We start from the raw sequence: 22,589 nt of genomic DNA on the forward strand, positions 1-22,589 counted from the left end.
TCCCCTTAAGCAGCTTGCCAATGAATCCCATTTCGCCTTCCATATTGTATAATCATTGCTATGGTAAATACGCCATTGCAGCGGTAAATGTGTTTACCATGGAGCAGGTGCATGGACTTTTTTCTGCAGCACAGGCAACATCAACACCCATCATTGTTCAAATAACACCTGCAGCCCGAAACTATGCTCATCCCCAAATGCTGATGGCGATGATAGGGGCCGCTGCTAAAATTTATCCTCAAACAGTTTTTGCGGTTCATTTAGATCATGGCATAGAAGAGCATATTGATGATGCGATAAATGATCAATACACTTCCGTCATGATCGATGCTTCGCATGATGATTTTACTACCAATATCAAACGGACAAGGGCTGTTGTAGAAAAAGCTCATTCAAAAAATATTGTGGTAGAAGCAGAACTGGGTGTGCTGAGTGGGGTAGAAGATGATTTGAGCATTGATGAGAATAAGGCGAAGTATACTGACCCGGCGCAGGCAAAGGAGTTTGTAACAGTTACAGGCTGCGATAGCCTGGCGATAGCAGTAGGCACCAGCCATGGGGCTTATAAATTCAGCGGCGGACAAGGTCTTCAATTTAATGTGCTTCAAAAAATACAGGAGCAGTTGCCTGCATATCCCCTGGTATTGCATGGAAGTTCTAAAGTGAACATAGACGATATCGCTGCCATCAATCAATACGGCGGTCGTCTCTCAGTCAATGCAAGTGGCGTTCCTGATGATGAATTGCAAAAGGCAATTGCTTATGGGATTTGTAAAGTAAATATTGCCACTGACCTGCGGCTGCTTTGGGCCAAGGTGCATCGGAAATTTTTCTATGAACAGCCGGAAGCGTTTGACCCCGTTATACCCGGCAGGGAATACATGAAGGCGTATAAAGAATTCATGATAGAACGTTTTGAAATTTTAGGATCAAAAGGGAAAGCATCATCAATCAATTTGAATTAATGCATAAAAGCGAAAAATATAAACTGGTCAGTCATCCCGCAAAAGGCTTTGGCGTGTATCAAAAAGTCACGGCTGAAGATGCGGGTTGGACACACCTGAATTTTGAAGCCAGGCTGATGCAAAAGCATGTGGTTTGGGAGGGAGATACCGGGGAAAATGAGTATGGGATTATTTTGCTTAGTGGCGATTATTCCATTACGACCAATAAAGGTTCATGGCAAACCACCAATGGCAGGAAAAGTGTTTTTGAAGGTATTGCACACAGCTTGTATTTGCCGGCTCACACTTCATTTTCCTTAAGAGCCGAATCCGATATATTGGATATTGCCGCAGGTTGGTGTAAGGCAACAAAAGATTTTCCGCCCCGGTTTAAAACACCCGAAGAAGCGGCTATTGAGATCCGTGGTGGAGACAATGCTACGCGGCAGATAAATAGTTTGATAGAGCCCGGCTTTGGCAGCAGCCAACTGGTGGCCGTTGAAGTATATACACCTTCTGGCAACTGGAGTTCTTTTCCTGCACATAAGCATGATGAAAGAAAAACAGATGCTGAAGGGAATTTAACAGAAGCCTGCCTGGAAGAATTTTATTTCTATAAGATAGATAAAGAAACAGGTTACGCTATCCAGCAGGTTTATACATCGGATAACAGCCTGAACGAACTGATGCAGGTAAGAACAAATGATATCGTGATGGTGCCGAAGGGTTATCACCCCGTGGCAGCCGCTCATGGTTATAATTGTTATTACCTGAATTTTTTGGCGGGCAGTGATCAGTCATTGGCTAATACGCCGGATCCTGACCATGAATGGATCTTTCATTCCTGGAAAGGAAAAGATCCAAGAATACCTATGGTAACAGCAGCAATGAATAATGAATAACATGCAAGAGAAACAATTTGACCTGATCACTTTTGGCCGTTCATCCATCGACCTGTATTCACAAAATATCGGGGCCGACTTTATTGATATAAAAGGATTCGATGCTTTTGTAGGCGGATCGCCATTGAATATAGCTGTTGGCGCCAGCAGGCTGGGAGCTAAAGCCACTTTGCTCACTGCATTGGGCGTGGATAAGATTGGCGATTTCATTTTAAATTTTTTACAAAAAGAAAAAGTAAATACTGAGTCGATCCCAAGGATCGCAAATGCCCGGACAAGTGCAGTGGTGTTAGGTATCGAACCACCGGATAGGTTTCCACTTGTTTATTACCGGGATAATGCGGCCGATAGCCAGGTAACGATTGATCATGTGGTGGCGGCGGATATTAGCAAGTATAAAATTCTTGAGATATCCGGAACAGCTTTAAACATTGAACCGAGCCGCAGCGCTGTATTCTACGCTGCTGAAGTAGCGAACGAAAATAATGTTGAAGTGGTGCTCGATATTGATTTCAGAGCCGATCAATGGAAAGATATCCGCTCATTTGGATTGATGGTAAGAGCATTGTTGCCAAAAGTAAAAATTGCCATTGGCACAGAGGAGGAAATATTGGCCGCTACATTGCAAAGCGCCGACCAGGTCAGGATAAAACATCAGCAGATTTCCGCACCGGAAATAACGGGTGATATAAACTTAGCGATTCAGAAAATTTTAAAATCAGGCCCTGAAGTGTTGATTGTGAAAAGAGGGGCTAAAGGCGCCACTATTTTTACCAAAGATGGCCTGCAACAGGATGTCCCTGGTTTCCCTGTAGAAATATTAAATGTACTTGGCGCAGGTGATGCCTTTGCAAGTGGATTTATTTATGGCCACCTGCAAGGCTGGAGTTTATATAAAGCCTGCCGGTTGGGAAATGCATGCGGTGCCTGGGTAGTGCAAAAACCAGGATGTGCCAATGATATGCCTTATTATGATGAGCTCATGCAATTTGTTGATTCGAGGGGTGGATTGGAAACAGAAGAAATGAAAAACTCAAATACTATTTAACTGCAAAGAATGGCAAACAAAACAAAAAGATTAACGGTAGCACAAGCCACCATCGAATTTTTACAAAACCAATTTGTAGAAAGAGATGGTGTGGAGCAACAATTCTTTGCCGGCTGTTTTGGCATATTCGGCCACGGTAATGTTGGTGGTATTGGTCAGGCACTGTTTCAAAATCCATCATTTAAATATTACCAGTCGCGCAATGAACAGGCAATGGTGCACACAGCGATAGCTTATGCACGGGTGAAAAACAGGTTGGGCGCATTTGTATGTACTTCATCCATTGGCCCGGGTGCTACCAATATGATAACGGGTGCTGCAACGGCCACTATTAATCGCATACCTGTTTTATTATTACCGGGTGATATTTTTGCTACCCGTCGTGTTGATCCGGTGCTGCAACAACTGGAGTATCAATATAGCAATGATGTGTCGGTCAATGACTGCTTCAAACCGGTGTCAAAATATTGGGATCGGATCAACCGGCCGGAACAATTGATTGCTGCATTGCCCAAAGCGATGCGTATTCTGACTTCGCCTTCTGAAACAGGAGCCGTCACTTTAGCGATGCCACAGGATGTGCAGGCCGAAGCGTTTGACTTTCCGGTTGATTTATTCCGCAAAAAAGTATGGCACATTCAACGGACAAGAGCTGATCGTTTTGTTTTACAAAAAGCAGCGGCCATTATTTCTGCAGCTAAAAACCCCGTAATTGTTGCAGGCGGCGGTGTCATTTACAGTGATGCCTGTGCAGCGTTAAAAAAGATGGTCAACAGAACCGGGATACCTGTTGTAGAAACTTATGCCGGCAAAGGTTCTTTGCGTTATGATGAACCGCAAAACCTGGGAGCAGCAGGTGTAACCGGAACTCCGGGTGCTATTGCCATTTGTGAAAAAGCAGACGTGGTGATTGGTATCGGCACACGTTACAGTGACTTCACTTCTATATCACAATCGGCTTTTCAAAATCCTTCCGTTCAGTTTATCAATATCAATGTTTCTGAATTCGACTCTTTTAAACAAGGGGCCATTGCTGTTGTGGCGGATGCCAGGGAAACAATAAAAGAACTGGATAAGTTATTAGGCACTTATAAGGTTAGTGAGAAATATTCAACAGCTGTAAGGAAATACAATGCAGAATGGAATAAGACAGTAGATAAAATTTATTCCCTGCATCATGGGGTGCCTGTGAGCCAGGGAGAAGTGGTGGGTGCTGTCAATAATTTTTCAGCGCCGAAAGATATTCTCATTTGTGCAGCGGGAAGTTTACCTGGTGATTTGCACAAGCTCTGGCGTACACAAGACAGTAAGGGCTTTCATTTGGAATATGGCTATTCCTGCATGGGTTATGAAATAGCAGGAGGACTTGGTGCAAAGATGGCGGACCCATCCCGTGAAATTTATGTCATGGTTGGTGATGGTAGCTACCTGATGATGGCGCAGGAAATTACTACTTCCATACAAGAAGGTTATAAACTGACAATTGTCCTGTTGAATAATAATGGCTATGCAAGCATCGGTGGCTTATCCGGTTCTCTAGGAACAAAGGGTTTTGGAACGGAATATAAATTCAGGAACAAGAAAACAAACCAACTCGATGGAAGTTTTCTTCCCGTTGACCTGGCAACGAACGCCGAAAGTCTGGGCGCTATCGTGTTGCGTACTCAAACTATTGATGAGTTTAAAACCGCCCTGGCAAAAGCAAAGCAAACAGATCGTACAACCGTGGTCTATATTGAAACGGACCGGGAACAAAGGGTGGATGGCTATGCATGGTGGGAAGTGCCGCTTGCGGAAACATCAACGGTGGCTTCGGTGAAAGAAAGTTTAGAACGATTAAAAGAAAATAAGAAAAAACAACGCTACCATCTTTAAAAGCCAAAGCCCTGCAAATGAATATATCCCTTTTAAGTTTTATTGCCTTTACCTTACTGGTTGGTGTTTATACCTGGTATAAACTCAGGAACTCTAAGTTTGAAACGGCTTCCGGTTATTTTCTTGGAGGAAGAACACTGGGCGCCGGTTTGATAGCTATATCCATGTTGCTCACGAATATTTCTACCGAGCACCTGGTCGGCATGAACGGATCTTCTTATAAAAACGGCTTTATAGTGATGGCATGGGAGGTGACCTCAGCCATTGCCTTGGTCATCGGGGCATTATATTTTGTTCCGCGTTATTTAAAAATGGGGTTGACGACGATCCCGCAGTACCTGGAGTTGCGCTTCGATAAATCAACGCATACAATTGTTAACCTGTTGTTGCTTGTTTCATTTGTAATAACACTGCTTCCGGTGGTGCTATATACGGGAGCTTTAAATATGGAGACTTTGTTTGATGTTTCAGACAAGCTGAATATTTCCAGGGATCAATCATTGATCTGGCTGATCATTGCTATTGGTGTTCTGGGGTCAGTGTATGCAATTTTCGGTGGGTTGAAGGCTATTGCTTATTCAGACGCCATCTACGGAATAGGTTTATTTGTTGGTGGTCTACTCATTCCAATAATTGCATTATGGAATATTGGCGACAGCAATATCATCAACGGTCTTACAAAAGTGTACGATGCGGCGCCGGAAAAATTTAATTCTATCGGCGACAAGGATTCCGTTCTTCCCTTCGGAACATTATTTACCGGCCTTGTGATCAATCAAATTTATTTCTGGTGCATGAACCAGGTGATTGTTCAAAGGGCTTTGGGTGCCTCCAGTCTAAAGGAAGCGCAGAAAGGATTTTTATTAATGGGTATTTTCAAAATACTCATGCCCATTATCATTGTATTACCCGGTGTGATCGGCTATTTTTATTTTAAAGACAGTTTATATAGTGAACAGGACACGATATATCCCAATCTTGTAAAAAAAGTTTTACCTGTTTCGCTGGTTGGTTTTTTTGCAGCAGTGGTATTAGGTACAGTGTTGAGTACGCTGAATGCGGTCTTAAATAGTGCCGCCACCTTATTCAGTCTTGGCGTTTACAAACGCCAGATCAATCCTAATGCCAGTGAGAAAAAAGTAGTGCAGGTTGGCAAGTGGACAAGTATATTGATAGCCATCTTTGCGATGGTCGCTGCGCCTTTGGTAGGAAAAGCGCCGGAAGGTTTATACCAGTTGCTTCAACAATTAAACGGAATCTTTTTCATTCCTATCGCCTCGATTCTTATTGGAGGATTTTTTATCAGGAGTATTTCGGCAACCGGCGCAAAAGTGGCCATATTCACTGGCCTTTTATTTTATATCCTGACTTCCTTTGTGTTCCAGGTCGATATACATTTTGTGCATGTATGGGGAATCGAATTTGTATTGAACATATTGGTGATGCTGATCGTATCGGCTATTTATAAAAACAAAAATCCTTATACACCTACCCATACCGGCGAAGTAAATATTACACCCTGGAAATATGCGAGGCCTGCCGGGCTGGCATTGGTGATTATAACAATAGTGGTATATATATTATTAAGCTAAAAAACCTAAAAGAAACCAAATGGAATTACTGAAAAATTATATTAACGGAGCATGGATTCACAGTGAATCAAAAGAGTCAGTGAATGTGCTAAATCCGGCTACGGGTGAAGTATTGGCGCAGGTGCCCTTTGGAACAGCAACCGCGAACGACGTGGCGAATGCCGCCATTTATGCACATGATGCATACTCGCAATGGAAAGATGTGCCTGTTTTAAGAAGAATACAGCCACTTTTTAAATTAAAGCAATTGCTGGAGGAAAACAGGAACGAGATTGCAAAACTGATCACCATGGAATGTGGTAAAACACTAGCCGAGTCGAATGGTGAACTGCAACGGGCTATTGAAAACATCGAAGTGGCTACCAGTGCGCCGATGCTGATGCAAAGTGAATTTTTAGAAAATGTGGCTACGGGTATAGATGAATATATGATTCGTCAGCCATTGGGTGTTACCGCTTGTATTGCCCCATTCAACTTTCCCGCGATGATCTCTTTTTGGTTTTTACCCTATGCTATTGCCTGTGGCAACAGTATGATCATTAAACCATCCGAAAAGGTGCCGCTCACCATGATGAAGATCTTCGAGCTGATCGATCAGCTGGACCTTCCAAAAGGGTTAGTGAGTTTGGTGCACGGCGGTAAGCATACGGTCGATGCGATACTCGATCATCCTTTCGTGAAGTCGATCAGTTTTGTGGGTAGCACACCCGTGGCGAAATATATTTATTCCCGTGGCACGGCTAATGGAAAAAGAGTACAGGCACAGGGTGGAGCTAAGAACCCGGTGGTAGTGTTGCCGGATGCTGATGTTGAAATGACTTCACAAATTATTACTGATAGTGTATTCGGATGTGCCGGCCAACGTTGCCTTGCCGCATCGGTGGTAATCACTATTGATGATTCGGATAAGATTCGCGAATCGTTATATGAATCAGCAAAAGCAAGATCGACAGGTTATGGTTTGGAAAAAGGAGTGGATATGGGGCCTGTCATCACGAAGGAAAGTAAAACGAGAGTAGAGCAATTGATTGACCTGGGAGTGAAGGAAGGTGGTTCTGTTTTGCTCGATGGAAGGAACGCACTGATAAAAGATTATGAGCAGGGGAATTTTATACAGCCAACTATTCTTGAAAATATTTCATTGGATGGTGAACTGATAAAAACGGAAATCTTTGGACCAGTGATGAGCCTGGTGCATATGAAAACAATTGATGAAGCGATTGCCTTTATCAATCGCGGCATGTACGGTAATATGGCTTGTCTGTTTACAAGCAGTGGCGCCAATGCAAGAAAATTTCGCAATGAAGCAATGGCCGGAAATATCGGATTGAATATCGGCATAGCGGCTCCAATGGCTCAGTTCCCGTTCAGCGGATGGAAGGAAAGTTTTTTTGGCGATCTGCACGGCCAGGGAAAACATGCCATTGAATTTTTTACCCAAACAAAAGTGGTGGTAGAGCGTTGGCCAAAAGAATGGTCCAGAAAATTTTAATACAGCAACACAATAACGATAGTATGAGCACAAATGCCAAAATAAAAATCGCCAATGCTCCCTGTTCCTGGGGTGCCCTGGAATTTGAGTTAGAAGGGAAAGCGTTGGGTTATGAACAGGTATTGGATGAAATAAAAGAAACAGGCTACATCGGAACAGAGTTGGGCGATTGGGGTTTTATGCCGACAGACCCAACAGAGTTGAGGAAAGAAATTTCAAAACGCAATCTTCAATTGCTCGGCGCATTTGTACCGGTAGCACTCGCCAATGAATCTACACATGATGAAGGCATTAACAAGGCCTTGAAAGTGGCCGGGCTTATGCATGCAGCCGGTTACGAAAATGCCTTTATTGTGTTGGCCGATGAAAATGGCACCGTAGACTATCGAACCAAAAATGCGGGGCGGATAAACGGTCAGGGAAGTTTGTCTGATGAGCAAATGAAACTATTTGCGAAAGGCGCAGAAAAAGTAGCGAAGGCGGTTAAAGAAAAATTCGGCATGAAAACGGTGTTTCATCACCATTGTGCCGGGTTTATTGAAACGCCAGCGGAGATAAATAGACTATTGGATGCCACTAATCCGGAATTGCTGGGCTTATGTTTTGATACCGGTCATTACCTGTTTGGTGGCGGAAAGGATCCGCTGGATATATTGAATAAATATTGGGATCGCATTTGGCATGTACATTTCAAAGATTTTTCGCCAGAGGTAGCTAAGCAGTCTGAAGAAAATAATTGGGACTATTTCGAGTCTGTAAAGAATGGCGTTTTCTGTGAACTCGGAAAAGGAGCTGTCGATTTTAAAAAAGTAAAGGAGTTTTTGGAAACTAAAAACTATGATGGCTGGATAGTAGTTGAGCAAGACGTGTTACCAGGTATGGGCAATCCAAAAGAATGCGCCAGGAACAACCGGCTTTACTTGCAGTCAATCGGGTTATGATTTTTCATCCATTGAAAATAAAAAAATGAAATGAACCCTAAAAATTTTCGAGCAGCTTATCTCAGTCGCGAAGAAAATTTTTAGGGCCAATTCCATCTGACTAAAAACCATAAAAAATAAACAGATGAAAGAGCTAAGAATTGCATTGTTGGGAATGGGTCGTATCGGTAAGATACATTTCCGCAACATCAGTCAATATATGCCGAATGCAGCAGTAGTAGCGGTAGCAGATCCGCAGTACAACGAGCAGGCTTTTAGAAAAGAGTTTGGAAATGTTTTTTTCAGTCAGAGGGCTGAAGATGTAATTCAGCGGCCTGATGTAGATGCTGTTCTTATCTGCACACCTACTTCTTCGCATGCTGATTTGCTGACACTAGCTGCGAATGCAGGTAAACATATTTTTTGTGAGAAACCCATGGATCTGTCATTGGAAAGAAGTGCGGCTTTAGCAGACCTCGTAAAAAAATCTGGCGTTAAGTTAATGCTGGGTTTCAACCGGCGATTTGATCCTGATTTTATGCAGGCCCGCAAAAACAGCAGGGAAGGAAAGATTGGTTCCATTCAAATTGTTAAGATCACCAGCCGTGATCCCGGCCTGCCACCCATTGACTACCTGCGAAATTCAGGCGGTTTATTCATGGACATGGCTATTCATGATTTTGATATGGCCCGTTACATGATGGATAAAAAAGTGACTGAAGTGTTTGCCAAAGGTCTTGTATTGATCGATGAGGCCGTGAGCACAGCCAACGATATTGATACTGCTCTTACAACGCTTACTTTTGAAGATGGTACTTATGCCGTCATCGATAATAGCCGCAAAGCGGTGTATGGTTATGATCAGCGGCTGGAATTATTTGGTGATAAAGGAATGATCCAGGTGGAAAATAATTTGCATAACCGAAATGTGATATATGATGCGAATGGTATTCACCAGGCATTGCCATTGGACTTTTTTATGGATAGGTATGCCGCATCCTATTTAAATGAGATAGAATTATTTGTTGATGCGCTGGCAAACAATAAGCCAATGCCGGTGGGTGGCGAAGATGCGCTGGAAGCTACACGTATAGCAGTGGCAGCCAAATTATCGATGGAAGAAGGTCGTCCCGTAAAGCTTGCTGAAATCACCACCAACGTTAGTGAACTGATAGATTAAAGGCGAAGCATCAATCTGTTCATTTAGTTGCCAATTTGGGATATTTGTGTTACGATTGTGCGGAGTTATAATTTGGTACCTGTTATGTGTAAAAGTTGGCTGCTTGTTTTCTCACTTTTATTTTTCTCATGTATTCATGCATCTGATGATCCCCGGGTGGAATATCTCGGCATTGAAAAGGGATTATCCAATAATACTGTCACGTCTATTTTCCAGGATCATCATGGCTTTATGTGGATTGGCACCTATGATGGTTTGAATAAGTATGATGGTTATTCCTTCCGTGTTTTTCGTAATATCATCGGCGACAATCGTTCCCTTCGCGATAATCATATTTACACCATGGATGGTGATGCCAGCCAAAACATCTGGATCGGTGGCTTAAAGGGAATAAGTATCTACAACCCGGTAAGATCAGAATTTTCTGCTCCGAAGTACCGCGAATGGGATGAGCCGGAAGTGAAAGAAATACACGAAGTTGTTTTTATTATCCGTTCATTCAAAACAACTATTCTTGCCGGCTCATCGAAGGGATTATTGGTTTTTGAAAACAATATTCAAACCGGCATTCGGATTCCGTTGCAGTTTCTTTCAGAAAATAAAACTAATTATACTGTCTCAGCTATTGATATTGATTCTGCCAGCCAATCAGCGTGGATATTTGTCGACCAGGTGGGATTATGCAAATATGATTTGAAGAAAAGAACTCTCCAGGTCATCTCGACCTCCATTAAACAAGCCATTTGTTTAAAAACCGATAGAAAAGGACACCTGCTGCTTGGCAACGATAATGGACTTTATCGGTTTGATCATAATACAATGACCTTTTCTGAAAACCTGATGTCGTCAAAGAAGAAGGTCACACGCATCTTAGAAGATAAACAAGGAATTTTATGGGTTGCAACTGATGGCAGCGGCTTATGGCTGTTTTCAAAGCAAACCGGGCAGGCAGTTCCATATGAATCATCATCGGGAGTAAGTTTCTTAAATAGTTCAGCCATCGCTGATATTTTCGAGGACAAAGATGGAAGAAAATGGATCGGCACGTTGCGGGGTGGGGTAAATATCATTGATTCAAAAACCAGTCCCTTCAGACTGATTACGTATTCAGTCCCTGGTCAAAACAATAACATTGATAATTATATCAATTCCTTTTGCGAGGATGAAAAGAGCAATGTATGGATAGGAACATCCGGCGCCGGGTTACGATATTGGAATAGAGAGAAGAACACTTTTTCCCGGTATATTAATAATTCTTCTGACAAAAAATCGATCAGCAGCAATTTTATTACCTATATCACTACGGATTTTAATAATGATGTATGGATAGCAACCTACTTTGGAGGAATCAACCGGCTGAATAAAACGACTCAATCTTTTGATCGCTTCACTTGTTTAAATCCCCGTACTAATCTCGAAGAAAATAATGTATGGGTGATTTATGAAGACAGGCAACAAAGACTATGGGTCAGCACTGTCAACAATGGTACTTTATATACTTTTAATCGAAGCTCAAATCAATTTGATCTTTTTGACAACTCCATTGTGAATGTACAAAGCCTGGCAGAAGATAAGAAGGGACAGTTGTGGGCAGGTACATACATGTCGCTTATAGCGGTTGATGTCGCTGCAAAAAAACACCGGGTATTTAATATTGGCTTCCCTGTTCGATCTATCCATGAAGACAAGAACGGAAATTTTTGGATCGGTACAGAAGGAGGGGGACTCCTGTTGTTTGATAGAACTGATGGATCTTATACCCGGTACACAACTGCGGAAGGATTGCCTAATAATTCAATTCTTCGGATTCTTGAAGATAGTAAAGGATTTCTTTGGTTTAGCACCTATAACGGGCTTTGCAAATTTGAGATCAATACTAAAAGCTGCCGGAACTTTCTGCAATCAGATGGCTTGCAAAGCAACCAGTTTAGTTTTAATGCGGGCTTACAATTAAGTAACGGGGAGTTTCTTTTTGGCGGCATCAGGGGCTTTAATATTTTTTATCCTGATAGTGTATATGCAAAGCAGGCTAAGCTACCTGTGTTTTTAACCGGGATAAAAGTCAATAATGTTTCCAGTGAACAGGATGACGCTTATATAACCCGCGGGGAAAATGATAAACCAAACCTGGTAACGGTCTCGTACGATCAGGCAGTCCTGTCGCTTGACTACCTGGCACTCGAGTACACAGGTACAGAAAAAATAAAATACGCTTACCTGTTAGACGGCTGGGATAAAGACTGGAATTATGTCAATAATATCCGTACCGCTAATTACTCCCGGCTACAAGAAGGTAATTACACGTTTAAAGTAAAAGCAACTAATACAGATGGCCAATGGGGTGAAGAAACTGTATTATTAAAAATAAAGGTGCTGCCACCCTGGTATCGTACCTGGTGGGCTTACCTGATATATGGATTGCTGCTGGTGGGAGCCATCTATCTTTATATCGCCTATAATAAAAAGCAGGAGAGACTTCGCTACGAGATCAAACTGGCTCATCTCGCCAAGGAGCAGGAAAAAGAATTAACGGAAAAGCGGATCGCATTTTTTACGCATATTTCCCATGAGTTCAGAACACCCCTCACATTGATTATTAATCCGCTGAAAGAACTGTTTAAAACCAAAGAAAGTGATGACTCGCAAAAAAAGATCTCGATGGTATACCGCAATGCCCGGCGGTTATTAAGTCTCGTCGATCAGTTGCTTTTATTTCGCAAGGTAGAATCGGTCGATCAGCAAATGCGGGTGGAATGTTTTGACATCGTGGAGGTCTGCCAGGAAGTTTACCTGAGTTTTAGCCAGCATGCTAGCGCAAAAAATATAAATTTTTCCTTCGACCGGAACGAACATCCTATTTCCATTTATGGTGACAAAGAAAAAATTGAAATAATTCTTTTCAACCTGGTGTCGAATGCATTTAAATATACTGGCCCCGGAGGCACCGTCGATCTCAGGATTATTGAGACCGCAGATAAGATAGAGATTTTAGTAAAAGATACCGGGTCTGGTATTGCTGCCGGGATCGGCAATAAGCTTTTCGAATCTTTTTACCGGGCGGATAGTAAGGACAGCGCATCTCAAACAGGGTTTGGCGTTGGGCTTTATGTTTCTTATAAATTAGCCGAAGCACACCATGGAAGACTTTCCTATACCAGCGACCCCGGGCAGGGCACCCAATTCATCCTTGATTTATTAAAAGGCAAGGAGCATTTTGCCGGCCACTTGATCAGAGACTTTAAAGGTGGTCAAACCATTTTGCATGAGTTGGTGGAAGAACCGCTCACCGAAAAGTCGGCTGCTTCGGAAACGATCACGGCTCCTGCCAAAACAAAGGTCATTGATAAATTGCGTTCCGACCTGCCGACCATGGTCATTGTGGATGACAACGAGGATATCCGCTCTTATATTAAAGAAATCTTCTCCGGCTCCTTTAATATATATGAAGCAGACGACGGCGGGAATGGTTATGACCTCGTGAAAAAAGAAATCCCTGATATTGTCATCAGTGATGTGATGATGAGAAGGCTAGGCGGATTAGAACTTTGCCGGAAGATAAAGGAGGATCCGGCGATTGCTCATATCCCGGTCATTTTGCTTACTGCCAGTTCATCGGACGAATTAAAACTAAAAGGATTTGCCGGCGGCGCCGATGATTATATCACCAAGCCCTTCGATAAGGAAATCATTATCGCCAGAATCGGCAATATATTAAAAGGAAGGAACCGGCTCCAGCAATATTTTTTTAATGCCGTCACCCTCCGGCCCACTATCAATATCGCCGGGGAGCATAAAAAATTTATCGAGGATTGTATTGCGATCGTAGATAAGCATCTTCAAAATCCTGATTTTAATATTAAAATATTTTGCAAGGAGATTGGCATGAGCCATCCCAGCCTATACAAAAAAGTAAAGGCCGTTTCGGGTCTTACCGTCAATGTTTTTGTCCGGTACCTTCGCCTCCGGAAGGCCGCCGAGTTGTTGATCAATACAGACAAGACAATCGTAGAGGTTACTTATATTACCGGTTTTAATGATGTAAAATATTTCAGGGAGCAGTTCAACAAGCTTTTCGAAATGAATCCCTCCGAGTATGTAAAAAGGTATCGTCGTGTGTTGGGAACAAAACCCGCTGAATAGCCCCAACGGCACTTAGTCAATTTTCAGACAACCATGCCGATGATTTTTATTTTAATTGCCATAAAGGCGACTCCAAGGTAATATTCCGTCATTTTCAGCGGGAAATAAAGGGGGAAGATTTAAACTTGTCCCCCTTTATTTATCATTTGTCCCCCGTGCTAAAGTTGATTTCGCAGTGAAATTTATTGGGTAATTCGTTGACGAGGCGAACCCTCTTCAATGCTTCTCAAAAACAAAACGCTGTCGTATGATGTCTAACTGCAAATCACTTGAGGCCCGGCGCATGTCTGTAAAAGCCACCTCGACGAGAAAGCTGGCCCGCTTAATGGCTTTTTACTTTTTATTTTCCCTAATCTGTTTTCAAACCGCCTATGCCCAGGTAAAAAAAGTGACTGGCACGGTAACCGATTCCGAAAATGGGCAACCCCTGGTTGGTGCAACGGTTGTTATTAAAGGCAAGGCCACCAGCACTATTACCGATGGCCAGGGAAACTTTGTGATCGAAGCTGCCGACGGAGATGTGCTCCAAATCAGTAATGTAGGATTCAAACCAATTGAGATGAATGCCGGTTCCAGCGGTACGATGGGCATTAAATTAATCGCTACCGATCGCCAGCTCGGCGAAGTGATCGTGGTAGGTTATGGAACACAAAAAAGGTCCGACATTACGGGTTCAGTAGCCTCTGTTCCTAAAAACCGTTTTTCACAGCTGCCTGTTACTAATGTGATGCAGGCCATACAGGGTGCGGTGGCTGGTGTTAATGTATCGACCCCGTCGCAGGTGCCTGGCCGAACAGCCAGTGTGCAGGTCAGGGGTATTAATTCGATTACCGCCAACAATTCTCCCCTGATCGTTTTGGATGGTATTCCCCTGGCGCCGGATGCTACGACCAATGATATCAATGCGAACGATATCGCCTCCATGGAAATACTAAAGGATGCATCGGCCGTAGCTATTTATGGAGTAAGAGGTTCAAATGGTGTCATTCTTATCACTACTAAAAGAGGTGCTACGGGTAAACCAGTTATCCGCTATAATGTATATACAGGCGTTGAAAATATTATTAACTCACTGCACCCAAGTAGTCCTGAAAGATATGTACAGAAATGGGCCGACTATAAAGCCCAAAACGGCTTGAACGATACGACTGTCTTGCCCAATCTTTTTGAACGGAATAATTATTACAATCCGAATTTCAAACCAGTTGATTGGGTTGACGAGGCCACCCAGACGGGAACACTCACCGATCATAACCTGAGCGTATCAGGAGGTACTAAAGATGCGAAGTACTATATCTCTGCGGAATACCTGAAACAAAAGGGCGCCGTTTTGGGATATCAATATAAACGGATCAACCTCCGATCCAATGTGGATGTAAATATCACGGAATGGCTTTCCGCTGGTACTTCTTTCTTCTTTAACAACAATAACTCCGATGGGGGCAGGGTCAATTTTTATCTCGCTTCCAGCATGAGCCCTTATGGACAAGTACGTGATGCCAATGGACAATACACTATCTACCCGATGAGTCCTGAATTGTTATATCTTAATCCGCTTTTGGGATTGACAACTCAACGGATCGACAGAAGTAATAACCTTACCGGTAATGCCTATGCAGAACTGAAGCCAACTTTTGTTAAAGGTTTGAAATACAGGTTAAACGCTGCTTACTCATTTGTAAGAGCCCGCACCGGTGGTTATGAAGGTAGAAGTGTAAATAACCAATTGGGCACTGCTAATACTTTCAACTCAGAGTCTAAATATTGGATCATTGAAAATATTCTTTCTTATACAAAGGATATCCAAAAACATCATTTTGACCTGACAGCGCTTTACAGTGCACAGGAAAAAATCTATTACCAGAATAGTTCTTCTGCAACAGGATTTATCAACGACCAATTGTCCTTTTACAACCTTGGCGCCGGTGCTACTCAAACAGCAGGCTCCTTCCAGGATGGTAAGGCCAATGCATCGCAAATGGGACGTTTCAATTATTCTTATGACAGCAGGTATTTGCTGACACTTACAGCAAGAAGAGATGGTTCATCAGTGTTTGGCGCCAACACCAGTAAGTATGGCGTGTTTCCTTCCATGGCTGTGGGTTGGAACATTCACAATGAAAAATTCATGTCAAATGTAGGATTGGTGAATAGCCTGAAGTTAAGAGCTTCTTATGGTAAAACAGGTAATGAAGCTATTAACATCAATGGAACAGTCACCACAGCCGGTACGAACCGATTCCCCTTTAGCGGTGTAAGTACAATTGGTGTATTAGCCAGCAATCTTGGTAATGCCAATCTTCATTGGGAAGAAACCAAAGGCTTAAACGTAGGTGTCGATTTTTCTGTTTTGAAAAACAGGATCAGTGGTACGATTGATGCCTTCAACACTAAAACAAGCGATATCCTGTTGAGACGTAACATCCCGATTATAACCGGGTATGCCAACATCCTGGATAATCTCGGTAAAACAAAAAACACCGGTATCGAGGTTACGTTGAATACCGTAAACATTTCAAGCGGTGATTTCAAATGGGAAACCTCATTAAATTTTGCTTCTTATAAAAATAAGGTTGTTAGTCTCTATGGCAACTTCGATTCTACGGGCAAGGAGATCAGTGATATTGGGAATGGCTGGTTTATCGGTGAGCCGTTACGTGTAATATATGATTACACGATGGAAGGTGTTTGGCAAGAGGGAGAGGATCCATCCAATGTTGATAAGACCGCAAAACCCGGCCATTTAAAATTCAAGGATATCAATGGTGACAAAAAAATTGATGCGAATGACAGGAGCATTTTGGGTTCCCGCTTACCTAAATGGACTGGTGGTTTAACCAATACTTTTCATTATAAAAATTTCCACCTGAATATCTTCATCCAAACTTCACAAGGCGCTATGCGCAATAATGTGAACCTGACATTTGCGGATGAAGCTGGCAGAATGAACATTCCGGCAGAAATTGAATATTGGACCGCTGCCAACCCGGTTAACACACGTCCTTCCTTGAGTGCACTGGCCCTTACAGGCAATAGAGGGTATGGTTATCCCAAAGATGCCAGCTATACCCGTATCAAAGATGTAACCTTAAGTTATACCATGCCGCAAACATTGCTGGATAAAATAAAACTGGCGGGATTAACCATCTATGCCAGTGGAAGAAACCTGCACACCTTTACAGATTGGCAGGGCTGGGATCCTGAGCAGGATTTCACCTTTAGAGGTTCCGGCGACTGGGTGAATAACTATCCGCCTGTGCGTTCTTTTGTTTTTGGCGCCAATATCACACTTCGTTAATTCAAAAAAAGAATCAAATGAAATGAGCCATGACTCGCCGCCGCGGATCACAACTACGGTTGATTATTTGGCGAATTCCATTTGGCTAAAAAACGATAAAAAATAATCAAATGAAAAAGTTATCATATATACTTCTTCCTGCCTTTGCCATGATGATGGTTTTTTCTTCCTGCAAGAAGAGTTTTTTAGACGAAACTGTTTATTCATCGTATGCTCCGGAAACACTCAAAGATCCTTTAGGTTTTGAGGCATCACTGGCCGGTTTGTACAATCATCTCAGCCAGTTTTATACAACCAGTGACCGTCAGGGTTGGTTAAATGTTTGGCAGGTCGGAACTGATATCGCTTATGCCGGCCAACAGGAGGGTATTGAAGTGCCTTACTATAATTATCCTTCGCTGGTTTCCACCGATGCTGCCGCCTCCTTTACATGGAGCTGGGCTTACAGAATGATTAATAACGCCAATATCATTATTAAAAATGTGGAAGACCCTGCTTTGACCAGCATGACTGATGTTCAAAAAAATGCTGTGAATGGTGAAGCACGGTTTTTCAGAGCCTATGCTTATAATATTCTCGCTACTTGTTTCGGTAAAGTACCGGTAGTAAAAGAACCGCTGACCGCACCGAAGACAGATTTTGTCAGGGCGCCGTTAGATGAAGTGAATGCATTGATTGAGGAAGACTTGCTTTTTGCTGGCACCAATTTACCTGATCCCGGAAATCCTGGTTCTACAACCAATGCGGGCGGTAAACCAGCTGCCCGTGCAAATAAGTATATGGCTAAGCACCTGCTGGCAGAGGCTTACCTGCGCATGGATAAAAATGATAAAGCCGAACAACAGGCACAGGAAGTGATTAATAGTGGTTTTTTCACGTTGACCACAACACGTTTTGGTACCCGTGCTAACCAGGCCGGCGATCCATTTGCAGATATGTTTATTTATGGTAACCAAAGAAGATCACAGCAGAATAAAGAAGTGATCTGGACAATGGAGATGGAGCACCCGGCTGCTGTTATCGGTGGTATCACCAACAACCCACAACAACGCCGCGTTTGGAATGCTGCGTACTACCAGATCAGCGGGATGAAAATTACCGATTCACTGGGTGGTCGCGGCCTGGCCCGTTTACGCCTGAACGACTGGGTTATTTATGGCTTGTACGAGGACAATGACATGCGCAATTCTCCTTACAATTTCAGGAGAAGATATACTTACAATGATCCAGGCAAACCCGCTACTTATGGTCTGCCTGTTCCCTACACCGGATTTGACACGGTATTCCGGATACCACCGCATACTACCAAATGGTACCAGTTTGATCCCAAGGATGAGTTTGGTTTTGCAATGATCAAGGATATTATTTTAATGCGTTTGGGCGAAACATATTTGTTGTTGGCTGAAGCGCAGTTTAAACAAGGTAAATTAGCAGAAGCGGCCACTACCCTGAATGTGATCAGGGGCAGGGCTAACGCAACACCTGTGGTGCCTGGAGATGTCACATTGGATTATATCCTGGATGAAAGAGCCCGGGAACTCGTTGGTGAAGAAAACAGGCGGATGACATTGATGCGGACAAAAACGTTGGTTGAAAGAGCCAAACGCCTGAATGCAGTGAGCCCGGTGAACCAACTTAACGGCATCGAGGATAAACATTTGTTGATGCCCATTCCACAATCGGAAATTAATTTGAATAAAGACGCAACGCTGGAACAGAATACCGGGTATTAATTCACGGAGGCAGTTAGTTTCATACATAGCAGCAAGTAATGGCCGGATGGTTTTTTGTTCCGGCCATTTTATTTTGCAGTCAAATGAAAATTTCAAAGATGGCTTGTCGAACATTAACGATTGTTTTTTTTCTGTTAAATGCTCTTATAGCAACAGCACAATTAATGGGTAGTGTAGCTATCACAAAGGTTGACAGTGGCTGGGCTGGAAATTCTGTGAATGCAGTTGTGTTTAGAAAGAATTCACTGGTTACTCATGGCGATTGGCAATTCATCAGTTTTTACAATAAGGACGGAAATGTGGTTCTTGGCAAAAGAAAAACAGGAACAAGTGAATGGCAATTGAAGGAAACTGCTTTTACCGGTAATATCAAAGATGCCCATAACAGTATCAGCATGATGATTGATGGTGAAGGTTATTTGCACCTTGCGTGGGATCATCATAATAACAAGCTAAACTATAGCATTAGCGAACGACCCTTGTCGCTGGAGATGGGAGAGAAAAGGATCATGACGGGTAAAAATGAGAACAGTGTCAGCTATCCTGAATTTTATAAAATGTCGGGTGGTGATCTGCTCTTTTTGTATCGTGATGGTGGATCGGGCAGAGGAAATTTAGTCATTAACAAATACAGTATCGCCACTAAACAGTGGATACAATTATCTGATAATTTAATTGATGGTGAAGGAAAAAGAAATGCATATTGGCAGGCCTGTGTTGATGATAAAAATATCATTCACATTTCATGGGTATGGCGGGAAAGTCCTGATGTGGCCAGTAACCATGACCTCTGCTATGCAAGATCAAAAGACGGCGGAGTGACATGGGAGAATTCCCGGGGCAAGAAATATCAACTGCCGATCAACGCTACAACCGCTGAATACGCCTGGCACATTCCGCAGAATAGTGAATTGATCAATCAGACATCTATGTCCGCTGATAAAAGCGGCAATCCTATTATTGCCAGCTATTGGAAAAAGGATGAGCAAAGTGTTCCGCAATATCATATTGTTTATAAAAAAAATAGGCAATGGCAAATGCAAAACCTTGGGTTTCGAACACAAAATTTTAGTTTGAGTGGAACCGGTACCAAACAAATTCCAATATCACGTCCGCAGGTAATTAGCTGGAAAAAAAGACGACATGTTGCGGCTGCACTTATCTTCAGGGATGCGGCAAGAAATAATAAGCCATCAGTGGCAATCAATACTTCTATTCATAAAAGGAATGAGTGGAAGGTGTTTGATCTGGCCGATGAGAATACAGGCGCCTGGGAGCCTACTTATGATACCGGGTTATGGAGACAGGCGCAAAAAATAAATCTGTTTGTACAACATGTGAAACAGGCAGATGCAGAAGGTGTAATTGACACTCCACCGGAGATGGTAAAGGTGTTGGAATGGTCACCGTTTTAATAAAATGAAAACCGAATTATGAAAATTAAAAAGCTCATTATAAATATTACAACCATCGCTATTGTTTTTACCAGTTGTACTGCGCAGAAGAGGGGTAAAACGGTTGGAGTTAATTCTAAACAGGATGTATTGGATATCATTCGCCAGGTAAATGGTTATTGGCAAGCACAAAATCCACAACATGGTTGGGCCTTTTGGAACGATGCTGCGTATCACACCGGTAATATGGAAGCTTATTTTTTGACAAAGAATGAAAGCTATAAGAAATATTCGGCAGCCTGGGCCGAACATAATCAGTGGATGGGTGCTAAATCAAATGACAAAACTGCCTGGAAATATAATTATGGTGAAACGGATGATCATGTGCTCTTTGGTGACTGGCAAATTTGTTTTCAAACCTATATTGATCTCTATACAATAGAAAAAGATGAAAGAAAAATTGCAAGGGCAAAGGAAGTAATGGAGTATGAAATGAGCACTTCCAAAAATGATTATTGGTGGTGGGCCGATGGGCTGTATATGGTGATGCCCATAATGACAAAATTGTATAACGTCACCGGTAATAGATTATTCCTTGATAAATTGAATGAATACTTTAGTTACGCTAATAGCATCATGTATGATAGCGTAGAGAAGCTATATTATCGTGATGCGAAATATGTTTATCCAAAACATAAAAGTGCTAATGGTAAAAAAGACTTCTGGGCAAGGGGGAATGGTTGGGTGTTTGCTGGTTTGGCAAAAGTGTTAAAAGATTTACCCAAAGATGATCTGCACAGGGACGAGTATATTACGAAGTTTAAAGGGATGGCTGAAACAATAAAAAAATCGCAGCAGCAGGTGGGGTATTGGACAAGAAGCATATTGGACTCTGCTCATGCACCAGGTCCTGAGACAAGTGGAACGGCTTTTTTTACATATGGATTACTATGGGGCATTAATAATGCCTATTTAAAAGAAAAGGAATATTTGCCAGTAGTAAAAAAGAGTTGGGATTACCTGGTTAAGGTGGCATTGCAACCGGATGGAAAGATAGGTTATGTGCAACCCATTGGTGAAAGGGCTATACCCGGGCAGGTAGTTGATAAAAATTCAACTTCTAATTTTGGAGTTGGCGCCTTTCTATTAGCTGCCTGTGAAATGTATCGCTACCTTGATAAGAAGTAGCAAATACAGACTTAAATATTTTTAGTTTCATTCGAAAAAAACTTAATTGACGAGCATGCGTAAATTATTTTTCTTAGGAATTTTTGCCGCTTGTATTTTTCGTTTGCCCGCACAGGAAAAGAACAATGAATATAAGTTGGTGTGGGCAGATGAGTTTAATAAGCAGGGAATGCCTGACACGGCAAACTGGAATTATGAATATGGTTTTGTACGCAACGAAGAGTTGCAATGGTATCAGCCTTCCAATGCAAACTGTGATAAAGGAATCCTCGTCATTGAAGCAAAAAAGGAACGCAAGCCAAATCCAAATTACGAGGCCGGGAGTAAAAGCTGGCGGAAAAACAGATCTGAAATCAATTACACTTCATCGTGTTTAATTACTGCTGGCAAAAAGGCCTGGAAATACGGACGATTTGAAATGCGGGGCCGGATTGATATCAGCGATGGAATCTGGCCCGCCTGGTGGACATTAGGCATTGAAAAAGGATGGCCCGCCAATGGAGAGATAGATATCATGGAATATTACCGCGGAAAATTGCTGGCGAATATTGCCTGCCTTGGAAAAGGTGGAAAGCCTGAATGGCACAGCAATACCTTCCGGGTTGATTCGATGGGTGGTACCAACTGGTCGTCAAAGTTTCATGTATGGCGAATGGATTGGACAGAAGATTTTATCGCATTATATGTAGATGATGTATTGCTCAACAAGGTGCCGGTTGATTCACTGGTCAATAAAGATAGCAGTGGTTTCAATCCCTTCAAACAACCGCACCATATGTTGTTGAACCTGGCTATTGGCGGAACGAACGGTGGTAATCCCGAAAAAACAAAATTCCCCCGTAAGTTTGAAGTTGATTTTGTTAGAGTGTATCAACTTAAATAA

At 42.5% G+C, this 22,589-nt stretch carries 14 protein-coding genes; all 14 read left to right on the forward strand.

Annotated features, from left to right (window positions below):
* Positions 1-20 precede the first annotated feature (20 nt).
* Positions 21-965 (forward strand): class II fructose-bisphosphate aldolase, encoded by a 945-nt coding sequence (locus tag ACFEL9_RS05405; RefSeq protein WP_385886817.1) that lies wholly within the window; start codon positions 21-23, stop codon positions 963-965.
* Positions 965-1,846, forward strand: coding sequence for a 5-deoxy-glucuronate isomerase (iolB, locus tag ACFEL9_RS05410; RefSeq protein WP_385886819.1), 882 nt, complete (start codon positions 965-967; stop codon positions 1,844-1,846). The genes ACFEL9_RS05405 and iolB overlap by 1 nt, the downstream gene beginning before the upstream one ends.
* A 1-nt stretch (position 1,847) precedes the next feature.
* Positions 1,848-2,894, forward strand: a complete 1,047-nt coding sequence (gene iolC / locus ACFEL9_RS05415; protein ID WP_385886821.1) for a 5-dehydro-2-deoxygluconokinase — start codon at positions 1,848-1,850, stop codon at positions 2,892-2,894.
* A gap of 9 nt (positions 2,895-2,903) precedes the next feature.
* Positions 2,904-4,769 carry a 3D-(3,5/4)-trihydroxycyclohexane-1,2-dione acylhydrolase (decyclizing) gene (gene iolD, locus ACFEL9_RS05420; protein WP_385886823.1) on the forward strand — a complete coding sequence of 622 codons (1,866 nt, stop codon included), beginning with the start codon at positions 2,904-2,906 and terminating at the stop codon, positions 4,767-4,769.
* 17 nt (positions 4,770-4,786) lie between these two features.
* Complete coding sequence (locus ACFEL9_RS05425; RefSeq protein ID WP_385886825.1) at positions 4,787-6,361, forward strand: solute:sodium symporter family transporter; 1,575 nt, start codon at positions 4,787-4,789, stop codon at positions 6,359-6,361.
* A gap of 19 nt (positions 6,362-6,380) precedes the next feature.
* The gene (locus tag ACFEL9_RS05430) at positions 6,381-7,853 is read left to right on the forward strand and encodes a CoA-acylating methylmalonate-semialdehyde dehydrogenase (protein WP_385886827.1); all 1,473 of its coding nucleotides are present in this window, start codon (positions 6,381-6,383) and stop codon (positions 7,851-7,853) included.
* Positions 7,854-7,876: 23 nt separating this feature from the next.
* Positions 7,877-8,794, forward strand: coding sequence for a TIM barrel protein (locus tag ACFEL9_RS05435; RefSeq protein WP_385886828.1), 918 nt, complete (start codon positions 7,877-7,879; stop codon positions 8,792-8,794).
* Between the two features lie 124 nt (positions 8,795-8,918).
* Positions 8,919-9,953, forward strand: coding sequence for an inositol 2-dehydrogenase (iolG, locus tag ACFEL9_RS05440; protein WP_385886831.1), 1,035 nt, complete (start codon positions 8,919-8,921; stop codon positions 9,951-9,953).
* A gap of 84 nt (positions 9,954-10,037) precedes the next feature.
* Positions 10,038-14,093: a hybrid sensor histidine kinase/response regulator gene (locus ACFEL9_RS05445; RefSeq protein WP_385886834.1), complete on the forward strand. Its 4,056-nt coding sequence runs from the start codon at positions 10,038-10,040 to the stop codon at positions 14,091-14,093.
* A gap of 247 nt (positions 14,094-14,340) precedes the next feature.
* Entirely contained in the window at positions 14,341-17,391 is a 3,051-nt protein-coding gene (locus ACFEL9_RS05450) for a SusC/RagA family TonB-linked outer membrane protein (protein ID WP_385886836.1), read from the forward strand.
* A 110-nt stretch (positions 17,392-17,501) separates the two neighbouring features.
* On the forward strand, positions 17,502-19,124 hold the full coding sequence (locus ACFEL9_RS05455) for a RagB/SusD family nutrient uptake outer membrane protein (RefSeq protein ID WP_385886839.1): 1,623 nt from the start codon (positions 17,502-17,504) through the stop codon (positions 19,122-19,124).
* Positions 19,125-19,222: 98 nt separating this feature from the next.
* On the forward strand, positions 19,223-20,539 hold the full coding sequence (locus tag ACFEL9_RS05460; protein WP_385886842.1) for a BNR repeat-containing protein: 1,317 nt from the start codon (positions 19,223-19,225) through the stop codon (positions 20,537-20,539).
* Positions 20,540-20,557: 18 nt separating this feature from the next.
* Positions 20,558-21,706 (forward strand): glycoside hydrolase family 88/105 protein, encoded by a 1,149-nt coding sequence (locus tag ACFEL9_RS05465; protein ID WP_385886845.1) that lies wholly within the window; start codon positions 20,558-20,560, stop codon positions 21,704-21,706.
* A gap of 55 nt (positions 21,707-21,761) precedes the next feature.
* On the forward strand, positions 21,762-22,589 hold the full coding sequence (locus tag ACFEL9_RS05470; protein ID WP_385886848.1) for a glycoside hydrolase family 16 protein: 828 nt from the start codon (positions 21,762-21,764) through the stop codon (positions 22,587-22,589).

Origin of the sequence: Terrimonas alba (assembly GCF_042434975.1) — a bacterium.
Classification (GTDB): Bacteria; Bacteroidota; Bacteroidia; order Chitinophagales; family Chitinophagaceae; genus Terrimonas_B; species Terrimonas_B alba.